The 18,096-nt window shown below is 74.8% G+C and carries 15 protein-coding genes; 8 read left to right on the forward strand and 7 right to left on the reverse strand.

Translation table 11 applies throughout. From position 1 onward, the window contains the following. Nucleotides 1–45 precede the first annotated feature (45 nt). The 3 genes from ACH4PU_RS29610 to ACH4PU_RS29620 all read right to left on the reverse strand — a co-directional run bounded on the left by ACH4PU_RS29610 (nt 46) and on the right by ACH4PU_RS29620 (nt 4,143). Nucleotides 46–1,482 (reverse strand): hypothetical protein, encoded by a 1,437-nt coding sequence (locus ACH4PU_RS29610; protein WP_398278614.1) that lies wholly within the window; start codon nt 1,480–1,482, stop codon nt 46–48. Between the two features lie 271 nt (nt 1,483–1,753). Beyond that, a complete protein-coding gene (locus ACH4PU_RS29615; protein ID WP_398278617.1) occupies nt 1,754–2,851 on the reverse strand; it encodes an N-acetylglucosamine kinase in 1,098 nt (365 codons plus the stop codon). Between the two features lie 38 nt (nt 2,852–2,889). Then, nucleotides 2,890–4,143: a 6-phospho-beta-glucosidase gene (locus ACH4PU_RS29620; protein WP_398278620.1), complete on the reverse strand. Its 1,254-nt coding sequence runs from the start codon at nt 4,141–4,143 to the stop codon at nt 2,890–2,892. A 107-nt stretch (nt 4,144–4,250) separates the two neighbouring features. Between ACH4PU_RS29620 and ACH4PU_RS29625 the strand changes: the two genes are divergently transcribed. The 3 genes from ACH4PU_RS29625 to ACH4PU_RS29635 all read left to right on the forward strand — a co-directional run bounded on the left by ACH4PU_RS29625 (nt 4,251) and on the right by ACH4PU_RS29635 (nt 6,534). Beyond that, nucleotides 4,251–4,754 (forward strand): FBP domain-containing protein, encoded by a 504-nt coding sequence (locus tag ACH4PU_RS29625; protein WP_004950095.1) that lies wholly within the window; start codon nt 4,251–4,253, stop codon nt 4,752–4,754. A 62-nt stretch (nt 4,755–4,816) separates the two neighbouring features. After that, entirely contained in the window at nt 4,817–5,698 is an 882-nt protein-coding gene (locus ACH4PU_RS29630; RefSeq protein WP_398278624.1) for a helix-turn-helix transcriptional regulator, read from the forward strand. 44 nt (nt 5,699–5,742) lie between these two features. Further along, a complete protein-coding gene (locus tag ACH4PU_RS29635) occupies nt 5,743–6,534 on the forward strand; it encodes an SDR family NAD(P)-dependent oxidoreductase (RefSeq protein ID WP_398278627.1) in 792 nt (263 codons plus the stop codon). Nucleotides 6,535–6,714: 180 nt separating this feature from the next. Here ACH4PU_RS29635 and ACH4PU_RS29640 read toward each other — a convergent pair whose 3' ends face one another. Next, nucleotides 6,715–7,788 carry a mechanosensitive ion channel family protein gene (locus tag ACH4PU_RS29640; protein WP_398278630.1) on the reverse strand — a complete coding sequence of 358 codons (1,074 nt, stop codon included), beginning with the start codon at nt 7,786–7,788 and terminating at the stop codon, nt 6,715–6,717. 258 nt (nt 7,789–8,046) lie between these two features. Between ACH4PU_RS29640 and ACH4PU_RS29645 the strand changes: the two genes are divergently transcribed. Continuing rightward, nucleotides 8,047–8,583: an HNH endonuclease gene (locus ACH4PU_RS29645; protein ID WP_004950088.1), complete on the forward strand. Its 537-nt coding sequence runs from the start codon at nt 8,047–8,049 to the stop codon at nt 8,581–8,583. Between the two features lie 60 nt (nt 8,584–8,643). Here ACH4PU_RS29645 and ACH4PU_RS29650 read toward each other — a convergent pair whose 3' ends face one another. Next, nucleotides 8,644–9,534, reverse strand: coding sequence for a hypothetical protein (locus ACH4PU_RS29650; RefSeq protein ID WP_398278634.1), 891 nt, complete (start codon nt 9,532–9,534; stop codon nt 8,644–8,646). A gap of 691 nt (nt 9,535–10,225) precedes the next feature. Here ACH4PU_RS29650 and ACH4PU_RS29655 point away from each other — a divergent pair. Both ACH4PU_RS29655 and ACH4PU_RS29660 read left to right on the forward strand, forming a co-directional pair. Further along, entirely contained in the window at nt 10,226–10,360 is a 135-nt protein-coding gene (locus ACH4PU_RS29655) for a hypothetical protein (RefSeq protein WP_398278637.1), read from the forward strand. A 469-nt stretch (nt 10,361–10,829) separates the two neighbouring features. Then, the gene (locus tag ACH4PU_RS29660) at nt 10,830–11,039 is read left to right on the forward strand and encodes a hypothetical protein (protein WP_398278640.1); all 210 of its coding nucleotides are present in this window, start codon (nt 10,830–10,832) and stop codon (nt 11,037–11,039) included. Between the two features lie 55 nt (nt 11,040–11,094). On the opposite strand, the gene ACH4PU_RS29665 is transcribed toward ACH4PU_RS29660, so the two are convergent. Next, entirely contained in the window at nt 11,095–14,259 is a 3,165-nt protein-coding gene (locus ACH4PU_RS29665; protein ID WP_398278643.1) for a beta-N-acetylglucosaminidase domain-containing protein, read from the reverse strand. A gap of 304 nt (nt 14,260–14,563) precedes the next feature. Between ACH4PU_RS29665 and malQ the strand changes: the two genes are divergently transcribed. Together malQ and ACH4PU_RS29675 are read left to right on the forward strand one after the other, a co-directional pair. Next, nucleotides 14,564–16,750, forward strand: a complete 2,187-nt coding sequence (gene malQ / locus ACH4PU_RS29670) for a 4-alpha-glucanotransferase (RefSeq protein ID WP_398278646.1) — start codon at nt 14,564–14,566, stop codon at nt 16,748–16,750. Nucleotides 16,751–16,761: 11 nt separating this feature from the next. Then, complete coding sequence (locus ACH4PU_RS29675) at nt 16,762–17,016, forward strand: hypothetical protein (protein WP_398278728.1); 255 nt, start codon at nt 16,762–16,764, stop codon at nt 17,014–17,016. A gap of 149 nt (nt 17,017–17,165) precedes the next feature. Here ACH4PU_RS29675 and ACH4PU_RS29680 read toward each other — a convergent pair whose 3' ends face one another. Then, on the reverse strand, nt 17,166–18,041 hold the full coding sequence (locus ACH4PU_RS29680; protein WP_398278649.1) for a hypothetical protein: 876 nt from the start codon (nt 18,039–18,041) through the stop codon (nt 17,166–17,168). Nucleotides 18,042–18,096: the final 55 nt, after the last annotated feature.

The raw sequence follows: 18,096 nt of genomic DNA on the forward strand, positions 1-18,096 counted from the left end.
TGCCGTTCTTCCGCCGTGCGACACCGTTCTTCCGCGCCGGCCCGCTCATCGGTACTCCGAGAGCCTGCGGCCGATGCCCAGGACCACGGCGGCGGCGCCCAGCACGGCCAGGACGCCGGCGCCCACGGCGAGCCCGGTCAGCGCGTCGCGCCCGTCGTCGGCGGCCCGCCGGAAGTCGTCCTTCTCGCGGTCCAGCGCCTTCCGCAGCGCGGTGTCCACGCGGTCGAACGCCTCGCCCGTACTGTCCCGTTCGCCGATCACCTGGGGCAGCGCGCGGTCGTAGTCGCCGGCGACGTCCGCCGCGCGGGCCGCGTCGTGCCGCCGCTTCCAGTCGCGCACCCCGTCGATCGCCTCCGTCACCGGGGCGCGGCCGTCCGCGTCGTCGGCGAGGGACGCCGCCCTGCCCAGCAGGCTCCCGGCGGACGGCGCGCCGCCCGTGCCGCCGAAGAGGTCGCGCATGTCCCGCCCGTAGCCCTCCTCGTAGGCGTCCTTGCCGTCGTCGGTGAGAACGGCGCCGCGTGCCACCAGGGACAGGCTCTCGGCGCCGTGCGCCTGGAGCGCGCTGATCCGGGCCATGCCGATCACCTGGAGGGACTTGGCGCCGTGGTCGTACGAGTCCTCCAGCTCCGCCCGGGCCAGGCCCTGGCCCACCCCCAGCCACACCAGCACCACCAGCGTGCTCGCCGTCGCGGCCAGCAGGCCGCGGTCGAACACCCGGTTGGTCCGCAGGTACGCGCGGCGCTGGAACCACGCGAGCGCACCGAGCGCGAGGAGGCCCACGGCTATCGCCGCCCAGGGCAGTCCCTCGGCGTCCGCGTAGTCCGCCTCCAGCCGGTCCCGCTCCGCCTCGTACAGGCGCCGGGCGGCGGGCAGCAGGTCCTGGCGCATGCGGTCGCTGGCGTAGCGCAGGTAGGCGCCGCCCAGCGGGAGGCCCTGCCGGTTGTCGGCCCGGGCCTGCTCGACCAGGCCCGTGTAGACGGGCAGCCGCTCGTTCAGCGTCGCTATCTGCTCGCGCTCGGCCGGGGAACCGCCGGTGTTGGCCGCGGCCTTGACCAGCAGTTCGGACGCGGTGGCGATGTCCTTCTCGTAGCGCTGCCGGACCGCGCGGGTCTCCTTGGAGCCCGCGAGGAAGCCGGTGGCGGCGGTGGTGTCCGCGTCGGCCAGCGAGGCGTAGATGTCCGCCGCGGCGGCGCTCAGGGGCTCGCTGCGCTCCACGACGGCGTCGGCCGCCCGGGACCGGTCCGTCACCTGCCAGGCGGTGACCGCACCGAAGACGATCAGCAGCGCGGCCAGCGCGGCGCCGATCACCCGGAGCCTGCCCGGCTCCGTCCGCGTCGCGGCCGTCCGTACCCTGGCGAACCGCGCGCGCCAGACGGCGCGCTCCGAGCCGCGGGCCGGGACCCCGGCCGGCCCCGGCCCCGGTCCTTGCCCTGGATCCGGCGTCGGCCCCGGTGGCGCGGCCGTCCTCAGCGGTTGTGACACGAGACCTCCCCCTTGGTCGCCGGTGCGCCGCCGCCACCCGGCGTGGGGCGGGACGGGCACCTGGCCAGAAGTATGGCGGCAGGGACTGACAAAGACACCACGTACTTCGCGATCTTGTTCGGATCGCGATCCGGGCGGGGCGCGGTCGGCCGGTCTCTGTGCAGGTGTTCACGCGACGCGGGTGCCGGGCGGTTCCGGGCGGGGCGGGCGGGGTGCCGGTGCGCATCGGGTCCTCGGCCACCGGACTTCCGGCCTCCGCAGGCCTCCCGCGTCAAGCCCACCGGGCCCGCAGCGCCGCGTACCCGCCCGCCTCCGCCCCCAGCAGGTCCAGGGCGAGCAGGGCGGCGCCGAGGACGGGCGGGGCCGTGACCGTCACCGGCTCGGCCCGGGGGGCGCAGGCGGCCAGCCCTTGGAGCACGTCGTCGTGGAGGAGCGGGTGACGGGCCGCCAGGACGCTGCCGCCGAGGACGACGGGCACCCGCTCGCCCAGCAGGTCCAGCCTGGTCAGCGCGGTGCGGGCCATGACCACGACCTCCTCGGCCTGCCGCGCGACGATCGCCCGGGCGACGGCGTCGCCGGCCGCCGCGACGGCGAAGAGGACCGGGGCCAGCTCGTGCGTCCGCGCCCGCGCGACGGTGCCCAGGTGCAGCGCCTCGATCAGTTCCGGCATGCCCGGCAGCCCGAAGTGGGCGGGCAGGGCGGTCGCGAGGGCGCTCGGCTCGCCCCGGCCGTCCGCGGCGCGGGCGGCCCACCACAGGGCCTCGCCCGCGAGGTGGCCCCCGCCGCCCCAGTCGCCCGAGATCCGGCCGAGGGACGGGAACCGGGCGGTACGGCCGTCGGGCGTCAGACCGGCGCAGTTGATGCCCGCCCCGCACACCACGGCCACGCCCATGGGCGCGGAACCGTCCGGCAGCCCGGCCCGCAGCAGGGCGAAGGTGTCGTTGACGACGGTGACCGTCCGGCCCCAGCCGTACCGCCCGATCGCCGCCGCCAGCCGTTCCTCCTCCACCGGGAGGTCCGCGTTGGCGAGGCACGCCTGGACGTGGTCCACGGGCGCGGCGCCCGGTCCCGCCCCCGCCGCGGCCACCAGGCGGGCGAGTCCGCCCACGGCCGCTTCCACGCCGTCGGCGTGCGGCCGGAAACCGCCGCCTCGGGCCGTGCCCAGGATCCGGCCGGCGGTGTCCACCAGCGCCACATCCGTCTTGCTGTTGCCCGCGTCCACCGCCAGCGCCGTACGGGGGCGCAGGCCGGCGCCCGGGGCCGTGCGTGCGCCTCCGTCCGCGCTTCCAGGCGCGGTGCCGTCGGTACGGGCGGGTGCGCACGGGCCTGCGTCCGGGCCCACGCCGTCCGGGCCCGCGTCCGTACCCATGCCGGAGCGCCGTCGCGCGGCCGCGCCCCCTCCCGCCGTCACGCCCACGCCAGATACCGGCGGTTGTGCGCGATCAGGGTGTCCGTCAACCGGTCCGCGGTCGTGTCCTGGCCGATCAGGGGATGGGCCAGCAGGGCCTGGAACACCCGGTCCCGGCCGCCCTCCAGGGCCGCGCGCAGGGCCAGGTGCTCGTACGCCGTGACACCCGCGACCAGGCCGGAGAAGAGGGGTTCCAGGGGGCGTACGGGGAGCGGGTGCGCGCCGCGCGCGTCGACCGCCGCCGGGACCTCGATCACCGCGTCGTCCGGCAGGAACGGCAGGGTGCCGTTGTTCAGCGTGTTGACCACCTGCACCTCCCCGGTGTCCCCGAGCAGCGCCGAGGTGAGGGCGACGGCCGCCTCCGAGTAGTACGCGCCCCCGCGTTTCGCCAGCAGCGCCGGTTTCTCGTCGAGCGCCGGGTTCCGGTACATCGCCAGCAACTCACGTTCCATCGCGGCCACTTCCTCCGCGCGCGACGGCTTGGTGCGTAGCTCCTCCACCACCTCGTCGTGCCGGTAGAAGTAGCGCAGGTAGTAGGAGGGGACGGCGCCCAGCCGGGCGGGCAGCTCGCGCGGGAGGCGCAGGTCCGCCGCGATGGCGTCGCCGTGCTCGGCGAGCAGCTTGGGCAGGACGTCCACGCCCCCGACGCGCACCTCGCGCTCCCAGGTGAGGTGGTTGAGGCCCACGTGGCCGAGGGTGACGTCCTGGGGGGTGACGCCGAGCAGGGCCGCGAACTTCCGCTGGAAGCCGATGGCCACGTTGCACAGCCCGACGGCCCGGTGGCCGGCGGTGAGCAGGGCCCGGGTCACGATGCCGACGGGGTTGGTGAAGTCCACGATCCAGGCGTCCGGGCTGCGCCGCCTGACCCGTTCGGCGATGTCCAGCACGACCGGGACCGTCCGCAGCGCCTTGGCCAGGCCCCCGGCGCCGGTGGTCTCCTGGCCGACGCAGCCGCACTCCAGCGGCCAGGTCTCGTCCTGCGCCCTGGCCGCCTGCCCGCCCACCCGCAGCTGCAGCAGGACGGCCGCGGCGCCGTCCACGCCCGCGTCCAGGTCGGTGGTCCAGGTCACCCGGCCGGGATGTCCCTGACGGGCGAAGATCCGGCGGGCCAGGCCGCCGACCGGCTCCAGGCGGTCGGCCGCCGGATCGATCAGCACGAGCTCGTCGACGGGCAGGGCCGCCCGCAACCGGGCGAAGCCGTCGACGAGTTCGGGGGTGTAGGTCGAGCCTCCGCCGACCACTGCGAGTTTCACGGGATCAGACCTCTTCGCGTCACGGGTGAGGGAGTGAGCAGGAAGCGGAACGGGGCGAACGAAATTCGCATGACGTCACAACGGGCACACTGTTAACTTCTCGCCCCATGGAACCACTCGGCGAGAACGAGATACGAGCCTCTTTCATCAATTGCTCGAAAGGTGAGGCACGCAGGATCAGCCTGCCCCGGGGACTGGCCGAACTCCCCTGGGCGGACCTCGACTTCCTGGGCTGGCGCGATCCCGGCGCCCCCGACCGCGGCTACCTGGTCGTCGTCCGCGACGGCAAGCCCCAGGGGATCACCCTGAGGGTCCCCCAGGGCGGCCCGCGCAGCCTCGCCAAGACGACGATCTGCTCGTTCTGCCTGACCGGCCACCCCGGATCCGGTGTCTCCCTGCTCGCCGCCCGCAAGGTCGGCGCCTCCGGCCGCGACGGCAACACCGTGGGCGCCTACATGTGCGCCGACCTGGCCTGCCCGCTGTACGTGCGCGGCAAGAAGGTGCCGGAGTTCAGCGGCCCCCGGTACAAGGAGTCGCTGAGCGTGGACGAGCAGGTGGCGCGGATGCTCGGGAACGTGGACGAGTTCCTGCGGAAGGTCGGCGCGGCCTGAGAGTTCGTGGGGTGGGCGCCGCTCCGAAGGGCGTTGTCAGACCCGTCCGTTACGGTGCCCGCATGGCCACCGACACGCCTTCCGTCTCCGGTCGCCGCGAGCGCTTGCGCGGCTTCCTGCGCAGCCGCCGGGCCCGCCTCGCCCCCGAGGACGTGGGGCTGCCCCCGGCGGCCCGGCGCCGTACGCCCGGGCTGCGGCGCGAGGAGGTCGCGCTGCTGGCCGGGGTGGGCGTCTCCTGGTACACGTGGCTCGAACAAGGGCGGCCCATCAACGTCTCCGCCGGCGTCCTGGACGCGATAGCCCGGGCCCTGCGGCTGGATGAGCCGGAGCGCGAGCATCTGTACCTGCTGACCGGTCTCAATCCGCCGCCTCCGGCCGGCGTCCCCCGCCCCGAGGCCACGCCCGAGCTCCGGCGGCTGATCGGGGCCTGGTCGCCCCGCCCGGCCGTGCTGCTGGACCACTACGAGAACTTCGTGGCCGTCAACGACGCCGCCCGCGCGGTGTTCGGCTACACCGACGCCGACCGCAACTGCCTGGTCGCGTTCTTCACCAACGCCCGCTACCGGGCACTCCACACCCGGTGGGAGGCGGTCGCGCCCGGCGTGGTCGCCGCGTTCCGCGCCGCCGCGGCACGGCATCCCGACGACCCCGGGTTCGACCGGATAGCCGATGGGCTGCGCGCGGAGAGCCCGGAGTTCGACACGCTGTGGGCGCGGCACGACGTCGGTACGACGGCGCAGGCGGTGAAGGCGGTGCGGCATCCGGAGGCGGGGGAGCTGGTCTTCGACACCACCACGCTGGCGCTGCCGGACCAGCCCGGTCTGCACGTGGAGCTCCAGAACCCCCGGCCCGGGAGCGGGACGGCGGAGCGGCTGGAGCGGCTGGCGGCGGCCGGGTTCCACACCCCGGCGGACGCCGGGCTGGTGGTGGTGGACCCATGTTGAACGAGCACTGTCGGAGGTGATCGCCGGGCAGCAGGCTGAGGTCCATGACCAGCAGCGCTTCCCACAGTCCTTTCCGTTTCGACGACAAGGTCGCCCTCGTCACCGGCGGTGCCCGCGGCATGGGCCTCGCCGTCGCCCGCCGGCTGCTGTCCGAGGGCGCTCAGGTGATCATCACCGGCCGTGACGGCGCGCGGCTCGACGCCGCGGTCGGGGAGCTCGGGGGTCCGGAGCGGGTGCAGGCGGTACGGGGTGACGTGTCGCGCGTCGGCGACGCGGATGCGTTGGCCGAGGCGATCCGTGAGCGGTACGGGCGGCTGGACGTGGTCTTCGCCAACGCGGGCGTCGCCTCGTTCGCCGCCCTGCCCGAGGTGAGCGAGGAGGAGTTCGACCGTGTCGTCGGCATCAATCTGAAGGGCGTCTACTTCACCGTGCAGCGGGTTCTGCCGTTGCTGGCCGATGGTGGCGCCGTCGTCGTCAACGCGTCCTGGACCGCGCATCGCGGGCTGCCCTCCGCGTCCCTGTACTCCGCCACGAAGGCGGCTGTGCACAGCCTGACGCGGACGTTCGCGGCGGATCTCGCCGCGCGGCGTATTCGGGTGAACTCGGTGAGCCCCGGTTACATCGAAACGGACATGTACCGGGCGGCTGTCTCCTCCGCCGAGGAGGCGGCGGTTGTCGGCCGGGTGGTGGCGGGGCGGGTCGGGACCGCCGAGGACGTCGCCGACGCGGTCGCGTTCCTGGCGTCGGAGGAGGCTTCGTATGTGAACGGGCAGGATCTGGTGATCGACGGGGGGTTGGTGGCGGCTCAGGTGGGGGGTGGGCTGAGGGGGGAGTAGGGGGGCGCCTGCGGCGGGCTGGTGCCCCGGTCCCGCCCCTTCGCCGATTCCTGGGGGCTGCGCCCCCAGACCCCCCCTTGTCGCGGCTTCGCCGCTCGTCCTCAAACGCCGGACGGGCTGGGTTTCCAGCCCGTCCGGCGTTTGAGGACAACCGCGCGCAGCGCGGTTTCAGGGGGGGGCTCACTTCCCCAACGTCGCCCCCGGCGGCACGGGCGGTATCGGCGCCGTGGCCAGCGCCTGCGGCGACGCCGGATTGGCGAGCACGGACGGCGGCGCCACGACGGCGGTCGGATCGGCCGCGTCCGCCGCCGCGTCCGCCACCGCCGGCGGCGGCCCCATCCGGATGCCCGCCGCGTCCAGCGCCCGCTTGATCCGCCAGCGCAGCTCCCGCGCCACGGCCGCCGCCTCACCCGGTGCGGCCTTCGCCTGGACCCGCACCACGACGGAGTCGAGGGAGACCGAGTCCAGTCCCATGACCTCGACGGGTTCCCAGAGCTTCTCGTCCCAGGGGGCGGTCTTGGACATCTCCTCGCCGACCTCCCCTATCACCTGGCGGGCGCGGTCCAGGTCCTCGTCGTAACGCAGGGTGACGTCCACCTCGGCCATGGCCCAGCCCTGGCTCAGGTTGCCGATCCGCTTGACCTCACCGTTGCGGACGTACCAGATGGCGCCGTTCGCGCCCCGCAGCTTGGTCACGCGCAGCCCGACCTCGACGACCGTGCCCGTCGCGACGCCCGCGTCGATCTCGTCGCCCACGCCGTACTGGTCCTCCAGGATCATGAAGACGCCGGACAGGAAGTCCGTGACCAGGTTGCGGGCGCCGAAACCGATGGCCACACCGGCCACACCGGCGCTGGCCAGCAGCGGGGCCAGGTTGATCTTCAGGACCGACAGCACCGTCAGCGCCGCCGTTCCCATGATCAGGAACGAGGCGACGCTGCGCAGCACCGAGCCGATGGCCTCGGAGCGCTGGCGGCGGCGCTCCGCGTTGACGAGGATGCCGCCCAGGGCGTTGTCCATGGCCTGGGCCGTGCGGTTCATCCGGGCTATGAGCTTGGTGATCCCCCGGCGGACGAGCGAGCGCAGCACGATCGCGATGGTGACGATCAGGACGATGCGCAGACCGTTGCTGATCCAGACGGACCAGTTCGCCTCCAGCCAGCCGGCGGCGTCGTTGGCGGTCTTCTGTGCCTCGTCGAGGGACGAGGGACGAGGCGTCGAGTCAGCGGCGACGAGGGCAGCGGACCAGGACACAGCGGGAACCCTTCGTAATGGACATGCCCGGCGCCGAACATCGGCAGGGGCAGAATCACCACACTAACGGGGCAGAGCGGGTATTCCGTTGTTGTGTTCGAGAAGGGACGGGTCCTGCGCGCAGTTGACCGAGGTGTGTTCCAAAACACCTGTGACCCGTTACCCGCCGATGGTGGCGCACCGGCCAGGGGCCAGGGGACACTTGCAGGAGATCGTCCCGGCGCGAGCCACGCGCCGCCGGCGTACAAGGAGGCACCCGTGCCGCATGTCCTGGTCCTCAACGCGTCGTACGAGCCGCTCGGCGTCGTACCGCTCCGCCGCGCGCTCATACTCGTCCTCAACGAGAAGGCCATCAGCCTCGAGGACACGGGCGCCTACCTGCACAGCGCCAGCTGCACCATCCCCGCACCCAGCGTCGTCAGGCTCAAGCGCTTCGTGCGGGTCCCCTTTCGGGGCCCCGTCCCGCTCACCCGCCGGGCCCTCTTCGCCCGTGACGGCGGGCGCTGCGCCTACTGCGGTGGCGTCGCAACCAGCGTCGACCACGTCGTCCCGCGCAGCCGGGGCGGGCAGCACGCCTGGGAGAACGTGGTGGCCGCCTGCCGCCGCTGCAATCACGTCAAGGCCGACCGGCACGTCTCCGAGCTGGGCTGGCGGCTGCGGCACCAACCGGCCCCGCCGTCCGGCCTCGCCTGGCGGATCATCGGCACGGGGCATAGGGATCCGCGCTGGCTGCCTTACCTGGAGGCATACGGCGCGGAGGACGCGATGGCCCGGATCGACGGCATTTCCGCCTGAGAGGACCGGGCCTTTCTCGTACCGGGCCCCGGCCCGGCGCTTCGGCGTCCGGTCGGGGCGTCACCCACGGCCCCTGCGGGGCTTCGGCGGGCGGGCGGGGAGCCTGGGGCGGTCGCGGACGACGGCGCGGAGTTCGCCGACCCGGCGGCGGACGGCGTCCTCGGCCTCGTGGGACGGGTCGGGGTGCGGTGCCGTCCCGTGGCAGACGCGGCACAGGCCGCCCGGCAGGGTCTCCGGCGGGCCGGGGACGCGGCAGTTCGTGCACTCCATGATCCGGCGGGGTGCGGGCTGCTCCGGGCGGGGTGCGGTGCCTTCCGGGGGCATCCGGTCGGTCAGCCGCCTGCGGGCGAACGCGCCCGGGGCGGCGATGACGTCCGGCAGCGCGTTGACCAGCGCGTGCCTGATCGCCGCCGGGCTCGCACCGCGCGCCAGCCACTCCGCCGCCAGCGGTTCCAGCGCCGCGCACTCGTGGGCCGACAGGGCCATGCGGGGGTCGGTGTGGCCGACGGAGGCGAGGACATCGTGGGCGGAGGAGTGGCGGGAGGGGCGGGAGGGAGGTGCCGGGGAAGGTGCCGCGCGCGTGGTCTCGTCCGTAGCCGCGTCCGTGGCCTGCGGTACGTCGCCCCGCAGGAACGCCGACCACCAGGCGTCGTCCCGCGCCGTGCGGGAGAAGTACGTCCGCGAGACCCACTGCGTCCGCTCCGCGCTGACCCGTTCCCGGCAGACGCGCAGGTGGCCCGCCTCGGAGAGGAGGCGCAGCGCCGTGCGCACGGCCTGCTGGCCGTACGGGAGTTCCTTGGCGAGCGTCTTGTGGTCCATCGCCGCGCCGTCGGGGAGGCGGTCGAGGTACGCGGCGATGTACGCCTCGCGGGCGGGCAGATACCCGAAGCCCCGTGCGGTGCGCGGGGCTTGGTCGGGTGCGGAGCGCTTGCCGTAGCCGGGCCTGGCCATGGGCGGCTGCTGAGGCGGGAGGGGTGAAGGAGGCGTGTACAGGCGCGCGCCGGCGCTAGGATTGGCGACAGCCATGGGATCGACTCTCATTCGATCTGGGTGGTCAGGCCCTCGCTCGGTGTTTGCGGCACCGGCGGGGGCCGTTTCGTTGTCTGCGGGGCACGGTACACGGTCGCGGCGCTGCGTCGCGACGCGGTTGCGGAAAGTGAAGCGCGTGTGCTCGGGCGGGGGTTGGGAGGGTGGGTGGGGTCGAATCCCACACCACCCATTCCCTGGAAAGAGGGCTCGGGTTCCGAGGTCCGAAGCTCGGGTCCCGGGCTTCGGGGGTGCGGTGCGCGGATCGTCGCAGGTGGGCCGGGCGAGGGGAGTTGGGGCTGCCGGACCCGGAGTTCGAGCGTCGAGCTTCGGGCGCGGGTGACGCTTCGTCCGTCATTCACGTGAATGTTCGCACCCGCCACGAAAGGGTGAATGTACCCCCACCACCCCAACTCGTCCGGAAAGCGGCCTGGTTGGCGCTAGGCTCAGCCGCGTGACGTGCCTTTCGTGAGCCTTCCTCCGGGTCGGCTCGCTCGCCGCGTTCGGGGCCCCACCCAGGGGTCTCGGGCGGGGTCGGCCCGTGTGCCGTTCTGTCCGAGGTCCCCTCGTGGAGCCTCGCAGTCGGCGGGGTTCCGATCCAAGGGAGAGGGGCTACATGGCCCGTCACAGGAGGCTGAGAAGCGCGATCGACTGGCGCCGGGTGCGGAGTGGGGCGAAGGCGGTGACACCGTGGGTGGAACTGTTCGTCGCCGTGACCACGCTGATCCTGGTGGTGATCGGCAAGGGATGATCGACGGGGCCTAAACCCATTAGGCCCCGGCGATCCATCCGTCAGCCTGTCCGTCACGGGGCCTCAGTCCCCCGTGGCGGACTTTCCTCTTGCGCCTGGCCTACAGGGCCTAAGGCCATCAGGCCCCGGCGACCAACCGCTGAGCACTTCCACGATAGCGGCACCCACCGCCCGCCGTCCGCCCCATCCCGAACCCCGGCCCGGGCATCACGCTTCCGAGCGGCCCACTGACCACTGGATCGTCAGCGTGTTCGGGAATCCGAGCCACAGCGCCCCCTGGGGTGCATCCACCCCTGGCGCATCCCCTTCCCCGCCCGGCGTCGGCGCCGCCGCGTCGGCCCGCCGTCCGCTCCCCGCGGGTGATCACGGACAGTCCTCGCCCGACAAGGAAGTTCGGGAGTACGCACTTAGGGGGAGGCTGTCGCACATGCCGGTGCCATCGGTCCAACTTGGGCGCATCATCGCGGACATGAACCAGAAAGCCGCGCAGCAGGAGAGGTTCCCCAGGACCATGTGCGAGGGAGTGCGGTGCACCCGCTGCATGGACCGCACCATGGTGCGCGAAATTCACATGGGCCACGACGGCACCATCTCGCGCTACGACGACTGGGTCTGCAACTGCGGCTACCGCCGCCCGAGCAGGGAGCAGGCGGGGCGGGTCGGCGCGCGGGTGGGGTGACCGGGGAGGAGGAGCCCCTGGCGCGCCCCTTCGCGCCGACGCGGGCCGCCGCGCGTTACTTCCGCACCGCGTACGCCTCCACGTCCACCAGCGAGTACCCCGCCGACTCCGCCGCCCGCTTCACCCCCTGGACGCGGACGAAGCGCGTCCCCGGGGCGTCGCAGCGGACCGTTTCGGTGCCGCCCTTGCCGTCCGTGACCGTGGCCGCGTCGCGCCAGGTGCGGCCGTCGGGGGAGACCTGGACGCGGTAGCGGGCGGCGTGGAGTTCGTCCTGCCAGTGGAGGACGAGGCGGCCGAGGCGGGTGGGGCGGGGGAGTTGGAGTTGCCACCAGGCGTCGTCGGTGGGAGGGGAGGACCAGCGGGTCTTGGGGTCGCCGTCGAGGGCGGCGAAGGGCGGGAAGTCGGACGCTTCGTCGCCGGAGGAAGTGGCCTCGCCGGTGCGGGCCAGGTCGGGGCCGCCGGCGGTGGGGTACGCGCGAACGGTGACCGTCCGCTCCTGGTCGCCGAGGCGGATGGGGACGGTGAAGACGCGGGAGGGCGCGTCGGCCGGGACGGAGAGTTCGACGCGCAGGGTGGTCACGCCGCCGCGGACGGCCGTCACCTCGTCGGGGGCCTTGACGGTGACGCCCTTGGGAGCGCGGACCGTCAGCTTCTGCTTGACCGTCCCCGGCCGTTGGTTGATCACACGCGCTTCGACGACCGCGGGCGCCCCGCCCGCCTCGGCCGTCGCCTCCGCGTGGGTGAGCTCGAAGTGGGTGGCGGCGGTGTCCGCGAACCACGGGGTGATCTCGTGGACCGCGGCCGGGCGGGTGGGGCCCGACCAGACCAGCCGCAGGGCGTCGGCCCGGACGCCCTTGCCGGGCAGCTGCGTCCAGCCGCCGGCCGCGAGGGGGCCCAGAGGCTGCCAGCCCTTGTCGGGGGTGTGCGCCTCGACCGTGCCGCGCGCGCCGGGAGCGGCGGCCGTGAGCACGGTGACGGCGGTCATCGGGTGGGGTTCGCGGAGCTTCACGGTCAGCGGGCCGTCCGCCGGCGCGGGGACGGTCGTCGCCGGGTCGCCGTCGGTCGCCGCGCCGGACGTGCGCAGCGGGCGGTCGACGCCGAGCCAGCCGTTGGCGCGGGCGAGGGCCTGCTGGAGGAAGGGCGTCAGCACGCCGGCGCCGACGGTCACCCGTTCGGAGGTGATCTGATCGCGTAGCCGCAGTACGTCGAGCTCCGCGCGCCAGGCGTCCGCGCCGTCGCCGCGCGCCTGCGCGGTGAGCATGTCGACGGCGCGCAGCCCGGCCTCCCCATGCCGCGCCAACTGCCGTACCCACGGCCGGACCTCGGTGCCCAACGCGTCCGTCAGCCGGCCCGGGGCGTCCGCCATGGTGCGGAAGGCGGCGCGCAGCCGGTCCGCCGCCGTGTTCAGCCGGTCGGCGTCCGTGCCGGAGAGCGCCGTCCAGAAGTTGTCCATCAGGGGCCGCAGATACGCCGACTCCTCGCCGCCGAGGACGGACGACGCGTCGTTCCCGGCCAGCGCCCGCAGGGCCTCGCGGGACTTCGGATCGGCGCCCGCGAGGTCGTCGACCGCGGCCTTCCAGGACTCCTCGGGGCGGTAGCCGCGCGGGTTCCAGGCGTAGTCGGCGGTGGTGAACAGCGGGATGCGGGACGCGGTGGGCTGCGCCGAGGCGTTGGCGAGCAGGGCGGCCGAGCCGACGGCGACGGCCGGCTCCCGCCCGGTGTAGGGGCCGAGGAAGATACGGTCCTGCGCGAAGTCGTTCACCGGATAGTTGTCCATGGTGACGAGCTGGTGGCCGAACGCCGCGCGGGCGGCCGCCAGTTCGCCGCCGGTGATCGTCCGCGGCACCACGCCCACCCCCGTCCAGGCCACCTCGACGCGCGGGTCGAGCCGGTCGGCGAGCGCCCGCCGGAAGGCCGTCCGGCCATCCTGGAAGTACTCGGTGGGCAGCAGGGACAGCGGCACCGCCTCGCCGCCCTTCGCCGCCAGGTGCCGGGACAGCGCCCCCGCCACCTTCGCCTGCGCCTCCGCCGCGGCCTTCGGCCCCGAGCCGAAGGCGTCCCGGTCGGCCCCGCAGTGCCACTCGCTGTAGCTGACGTCCTGGAACTGGAGCTGGAACGCCCGGACGCCCAGCGCCCACATCGCGTCCACCTTGCGCTTCAGCGCCCGCAGGTCGTCCTCCGACGAGAAGCACATGCCCTGCCCGGGCGCCACCGCCCAGCCCAGCGTCACATGGTTGCGACGGGCCCGGTCCGCCAGCGCGCGGAACTCGTCGCGGCGGTCGGCGGGGTACGGATCGCGCCACTTCGCCTGGCGGTACGGGTCGTCGCCGGGCGCGTACAGGTACCGGTTCAGCTTCGTCCGGCCCATGAAGTCCAGCTGCGCGAGGCGCTGCGGCGTCGACCACGGCTGCCCGTAGAACCCCTCGGTGATCCCGCGCACCGCCGTCACCGGCCAGTCGCGGATCACGGCCCCGGCGAAGGCCGTCCCGCCGTCCCGCCGCACCACGAGCTGACGCAGCGTCTGCGCCGCGTGGAACAGGCCGTCGTCGCCGACGCCCGCCAGTGCCACCGCCGGCCGGCCGTCGAGCTGCCCGGACGCCAGCCGGTAGCCGCCCTTGGGCAGGTCGCCGGCGGCCGGGGCGCCGAGCGTGCGCAACGCGTCCTCGGCCTGCCGCCCGCCCGCGTACACGATCAGTCCGCGCGGCGGCGGGGTGCCGCCGGGCTGGGCGTCCACGACCGTCCGGGCCCCCGCGCCGCGCAGGATCTCCCGCAGCGCCGTCAGGGCGTACGGGTCCGTGCCCGGCTCGGCCATCAGGGTGACCTCGGCGCCCACCGGCACCGGCGCGCCCTGGGCGCGGCCCGACTGCGGGCGCGGCCAGACCGGCTGCAGCGCGTCGGCCCCCTCCGGGTCGCCGGCGTCCGGGCTGCCCGCCGCCGGGGCGGCGGGTTCGGCGGGCGCGGCGGCCACGGGGGCGTTGCCGAGCAGCCCGCCGAGGAGCGCGACGGCCAGCACGGTCACCCCGGCGCGGCGCGGCCGGACGGCGTACGGGCCGCCGAACCGGCCGGTGCCGAGCGCCCGCCCGGGCCGGCTCGCGAGCCGGTCCGCGAGCCGGTCTGTGCGCCGGGCTGCGGGCTGGTCTGCGGGCTGGTCTGAGGCACCCCGAACGTGCTGCTCGGGGCCCTGATCGCCGCACGAGGGGTCGTCGCCCAGGAACCGCACGCCTTCTCCTCGCCCCGCTGCCGTACGTCGTGGTGGTGATGTGAGCGCTGAGCCCATCACCAGGGGCGGAACGTGTCAACGCGGGTGACCGAACTGCCGGTAATGCCCGGCCCGGGGGTTGCGGCGGGGGCGGCACGACGGCGGGGCCGGCCGGCGGCCGGAAAGTGCCAAAGCCCCGTCAGCGTGCCGTCGCCGTAAGTAAGCTGACACCGTCCCGGCCGTCACCGGGGAGCACCGTGCCGGCCGCCGAGCGACCCCGCACCGGCCGGTGCGGCGCCGTCCCCGCCGTCCTCTGGAGGCAGGCATGGACCGCGTGGAGGGCCGTACCGAGGGCCATGGCGAGGGTCGTACCGAGGCGGGCGCGGACCGCGCGCGCCTCGCCGCGCTGCACGGTGTGGCCACGTCCTACGAACCCGCTCCCGGGCAGAGCGTCCCCGTCCCCGAGGACACGGTCGTCGCCGTTCTCGCCGCGCTCGGCGTCGACGCCTCCACCCCGCGCGCCGTCCGCGACGCCCTGGACGCCCACGCCCGCACCGGACGCAACCGGCTGCTGCCCCCGGCCGTCGTCCTGCGCGGCCCCGCCCCGCACCGGCCGCCGGATCTGCCCGAGGACACCGCGCTCCGCGTCGAGACGTCCGACGGGCAGTCCCTGACCTGGGACGATCCACTGCCGCTCGGAACGCACCTGCTGCGCGCCCGGACGCCCGACGGGCGGTCGGCCGCCGCCCCGCTGATCGTCGCGCCCGAGCGGGTGCCGCAGCCGCCCGAGCGCTGCCACGGCTTCCTCGTCCAGCTCTACTCCGTGCTGTCCGCCCGCTCCTGGGGCATGGGCGACCTGGGCGACCTGGCCGAGCTCGCCGCCTGGTCGGGCCGGGCCTTCGGCACCGACTTCCTCCAGGTCAACCCGTTGCACGCGGCCGTCCCCGGCACGCCCGGCCGGCCCGCCGACCCGTCCCCGTACCGGCCGTCCTCCCGCCGCTTCCCCGACCCGGTGCACCTGCGCGTCGAGGAGATCACCGAGTTCGGCCGGCTCGCCGGGGCCGCCCGCGAGGAGGCCCAGCGGCTGCTCGCCGAGGCGGCGGAGCTGAACGTGGCCGTCCTCCGCCGGGGCGAGCCCATCGACCACGACGCCGTCCGCGCCCTGAAACTGCGCGCCCTCGAACTCGTCCGCGCGGTGCCGCTCGGCCCCGGACGGCGCGCCTCCTACTGCGAGTTCCTCGCCGAGCAGGGGCAGGCGCTCGACGACCACGCCACCTGGTGCGCCCTCGCCGAGGCGCACGGCCCCGACTGGCACTCCTGGCCCGCCGGCCTCAGGGACCCCCGCTCCGCCCGTACGGCCCGCGCCCGCGGCGAACTCCTCGACCGCGTCGACTTCCACTGCTGGCTCGCCTGGCTCACCGACCGTCAGCTCGCCACCGCCCAGCGCGCCGCGCGCGACGCCGGGATGCGCGTCGGACTCGTCCACGACCTGGCGGTGGGTGTCCACCCCGGCGGCTCCGACGCGTGGGCGCAGCAGGAGTCGCTCGCCGCCGGGATGTCCGTCGGCGCGCCGCCCGACGCGTTCAACTCCCGCGGCCAGGACTGGGGGCTGCCGCCCTGGCGCCCCGACGCCCTGCGCGCCACCGGCTACGCCCCCTACCGCGACCTGCTGCGCGGGCTGCTGCGGCACGCGGGCGCGCTGCGGATCGACCACGTGATGGGGCTGTTCCGGCTGTGGTGGGTGCCGGAGGGCCGCGATCCGGGGCAGGGGACGTACGTCCGGTACGACGCCGAGGCCATGCTCGGCGTCCTCGCCGTGGAGGCGCATCGGGCGGGGGCCGCCGTCATCGGTGAGGACCTGGGGACCGTCGAGCCGGGCGTCCGCGAGGCGCTCGCCGAGCGCGGGGTGCTCGGCACGTCCGTCCTCTGGTTCGAACGCGACTGGTCGCGCGGAGCCCGGCGGGCCGGGCCGCTGCCGCCCGAGCGGTGGCGCGAGGGCTGTCTGGCCACCGCCACCACCCACGACCTGCCCAGCACGGCCGCCCGCCTCACCGGCGACCACGTCGCCATCCGCCACCACCTAGGCCTGCTGCGCCGCCCGCTCGCCGTCGAGCAGCGCGAGGACGCCAAGGGCGTCGCCGAGTGGCTGGCCCTCTTCGGCCGGCTCGGACTGCTGCCCGAGGGGCCGGACGACGAGGAGGCGGCCGTCCGCGCCGTCCACCGCTTCCTGCTGCGCACCCCCGCGCGGATGGTCGGCGTCTGGCTGCCTGACACGGTCGGCGACCGCCGCCCGCAGAACCTCCCCGGCACCTCGGACGAGTACCCCAACTGGCGCCTGCCCGTCGCCGACCCCGCGGGCCGGCCGCTCTCCCTGGAGGAACTGGCCTCCTCGCCCCGGCTGCATGCCCTGATGGACGAGATCCGCTCGCTCACGGCCCGCCCGCGGACGGTGACCCCGAAGGCCACCCCGGACGCGCGCGGTCCACGGGGGTCCGATATTTTGAGCCCGTGAGCAATAAGAAGATGAACGCCAAGCGCGCCGGGGTCGTGTCCGCCGGCACGCTGCTGATGCTGCTGATGTCGTCCCCCGCGTTCGCGCTCACCCGCGACGACGGCGACGACCCGGGCCCCGGCCTCAGCGTGATCAACACGCTCGGCCTCTACGTCGCCGCGCCGATCGTGCTCTTCCTCGTGATCGCCGGCCTGACGATGGTGCTGGCCCGCAACTCGGACAACGCGCGCACGCACGACACGCACTACCCGCGGACGTCGCGCTAGTCCCTTGCGGGGGCGCGCCCGGTGAGGGTGCGCCCATCGCCCTTGGGCAACGGTACGAACGCCGGACGGGCACCTCGCCCGCCCGGCCTTCGGCGTACCGTTCTCCCGGCCGCCGGGGCGGGCGGTACGTGCGTCGGCGGTACGCCCTCCTACAGCCAAGGGCCGGCCAGAGCGGCCGCCGCGAAGCAGAGGCCGAGGAGAGCCGTCGCCGCGAACACCGCCAGGACGACACCGACCAAGGTCGCCTGCACGACCGCGCTCCACCCGGCTCCCCGGACGCCGACGCGGTCCGGGTGCGCGGGGTCGTAGGTGAGCTCCGCGGTCGCGGAGCCCTCCGGCCAGGGTCCGGCGCCGCTGAAATGGGTGCGCTCGACGCCGTCGGCGTCCTGGTACCGGTACGTGTAGTAGGTGGTTCCTTCCTCCCCGTACGTGGTGTCCGTCAGGTCGCCGACGACGGTGACCCCGCGGACCTTCAGGCCCCACCACTCGCGGACGAGACCACCGATCCTCACCAGGCAGAACAGGGACGGCGCGAGGAACAGCGGCGCGATCGTCCAGAGGAGGACCGCGAAAGCCGGGGCCCGCGCGGTCGCCACGATGAGCACGAGCCCGGTCGCGTAGAGCGCCACGGACGTCCAGGTGATCCGCGCCGTGCGGGAGAACGCCCGCCGCCCGGCCGTCGGAACCGGGGCCGTGCGGACGAGGGCGTGTCCGTCGAGCCGTCGCGCTTCCCCGTCCCCGACCGGTACCGCGGCCACGATGCCCGCCGCGAAGGCCCGTACCGCCGGCGCGCTGCGGCACCGCACCGTGTACGTCCTGCCGTCGCCGCGGTCGGCGGTGAGGACGATCCGCAGGGTGCGGCCCCCGGGCCCGGCGGCCTCCGCGCGAGCGACGGCGGCCGGTGGGATGGTGGTGCGGACGCCCCGGCGGTCCAGCAGCACGCCCTGCCGGTGCAGTTGCACCCGGGTGCCCCTTCCGCGCAGTACCAGGGCGGGTGGAACGGTTATGGCCGACTCGTCCGTCACACCGCTCACACTAGGGCGTCTTCGGCCCTCCGGCCAGGGCGTTTCCGCCCAGGTC

Origin of the sequence: Streptomyces sp. NPDC021100, assembly GCF_044333095.1 — a bacterium.
GTDB lineage: Bacteria > Actinomycetota > Actinomycetes > Streptomycetales > Streptomycetaceae > Streptomyces.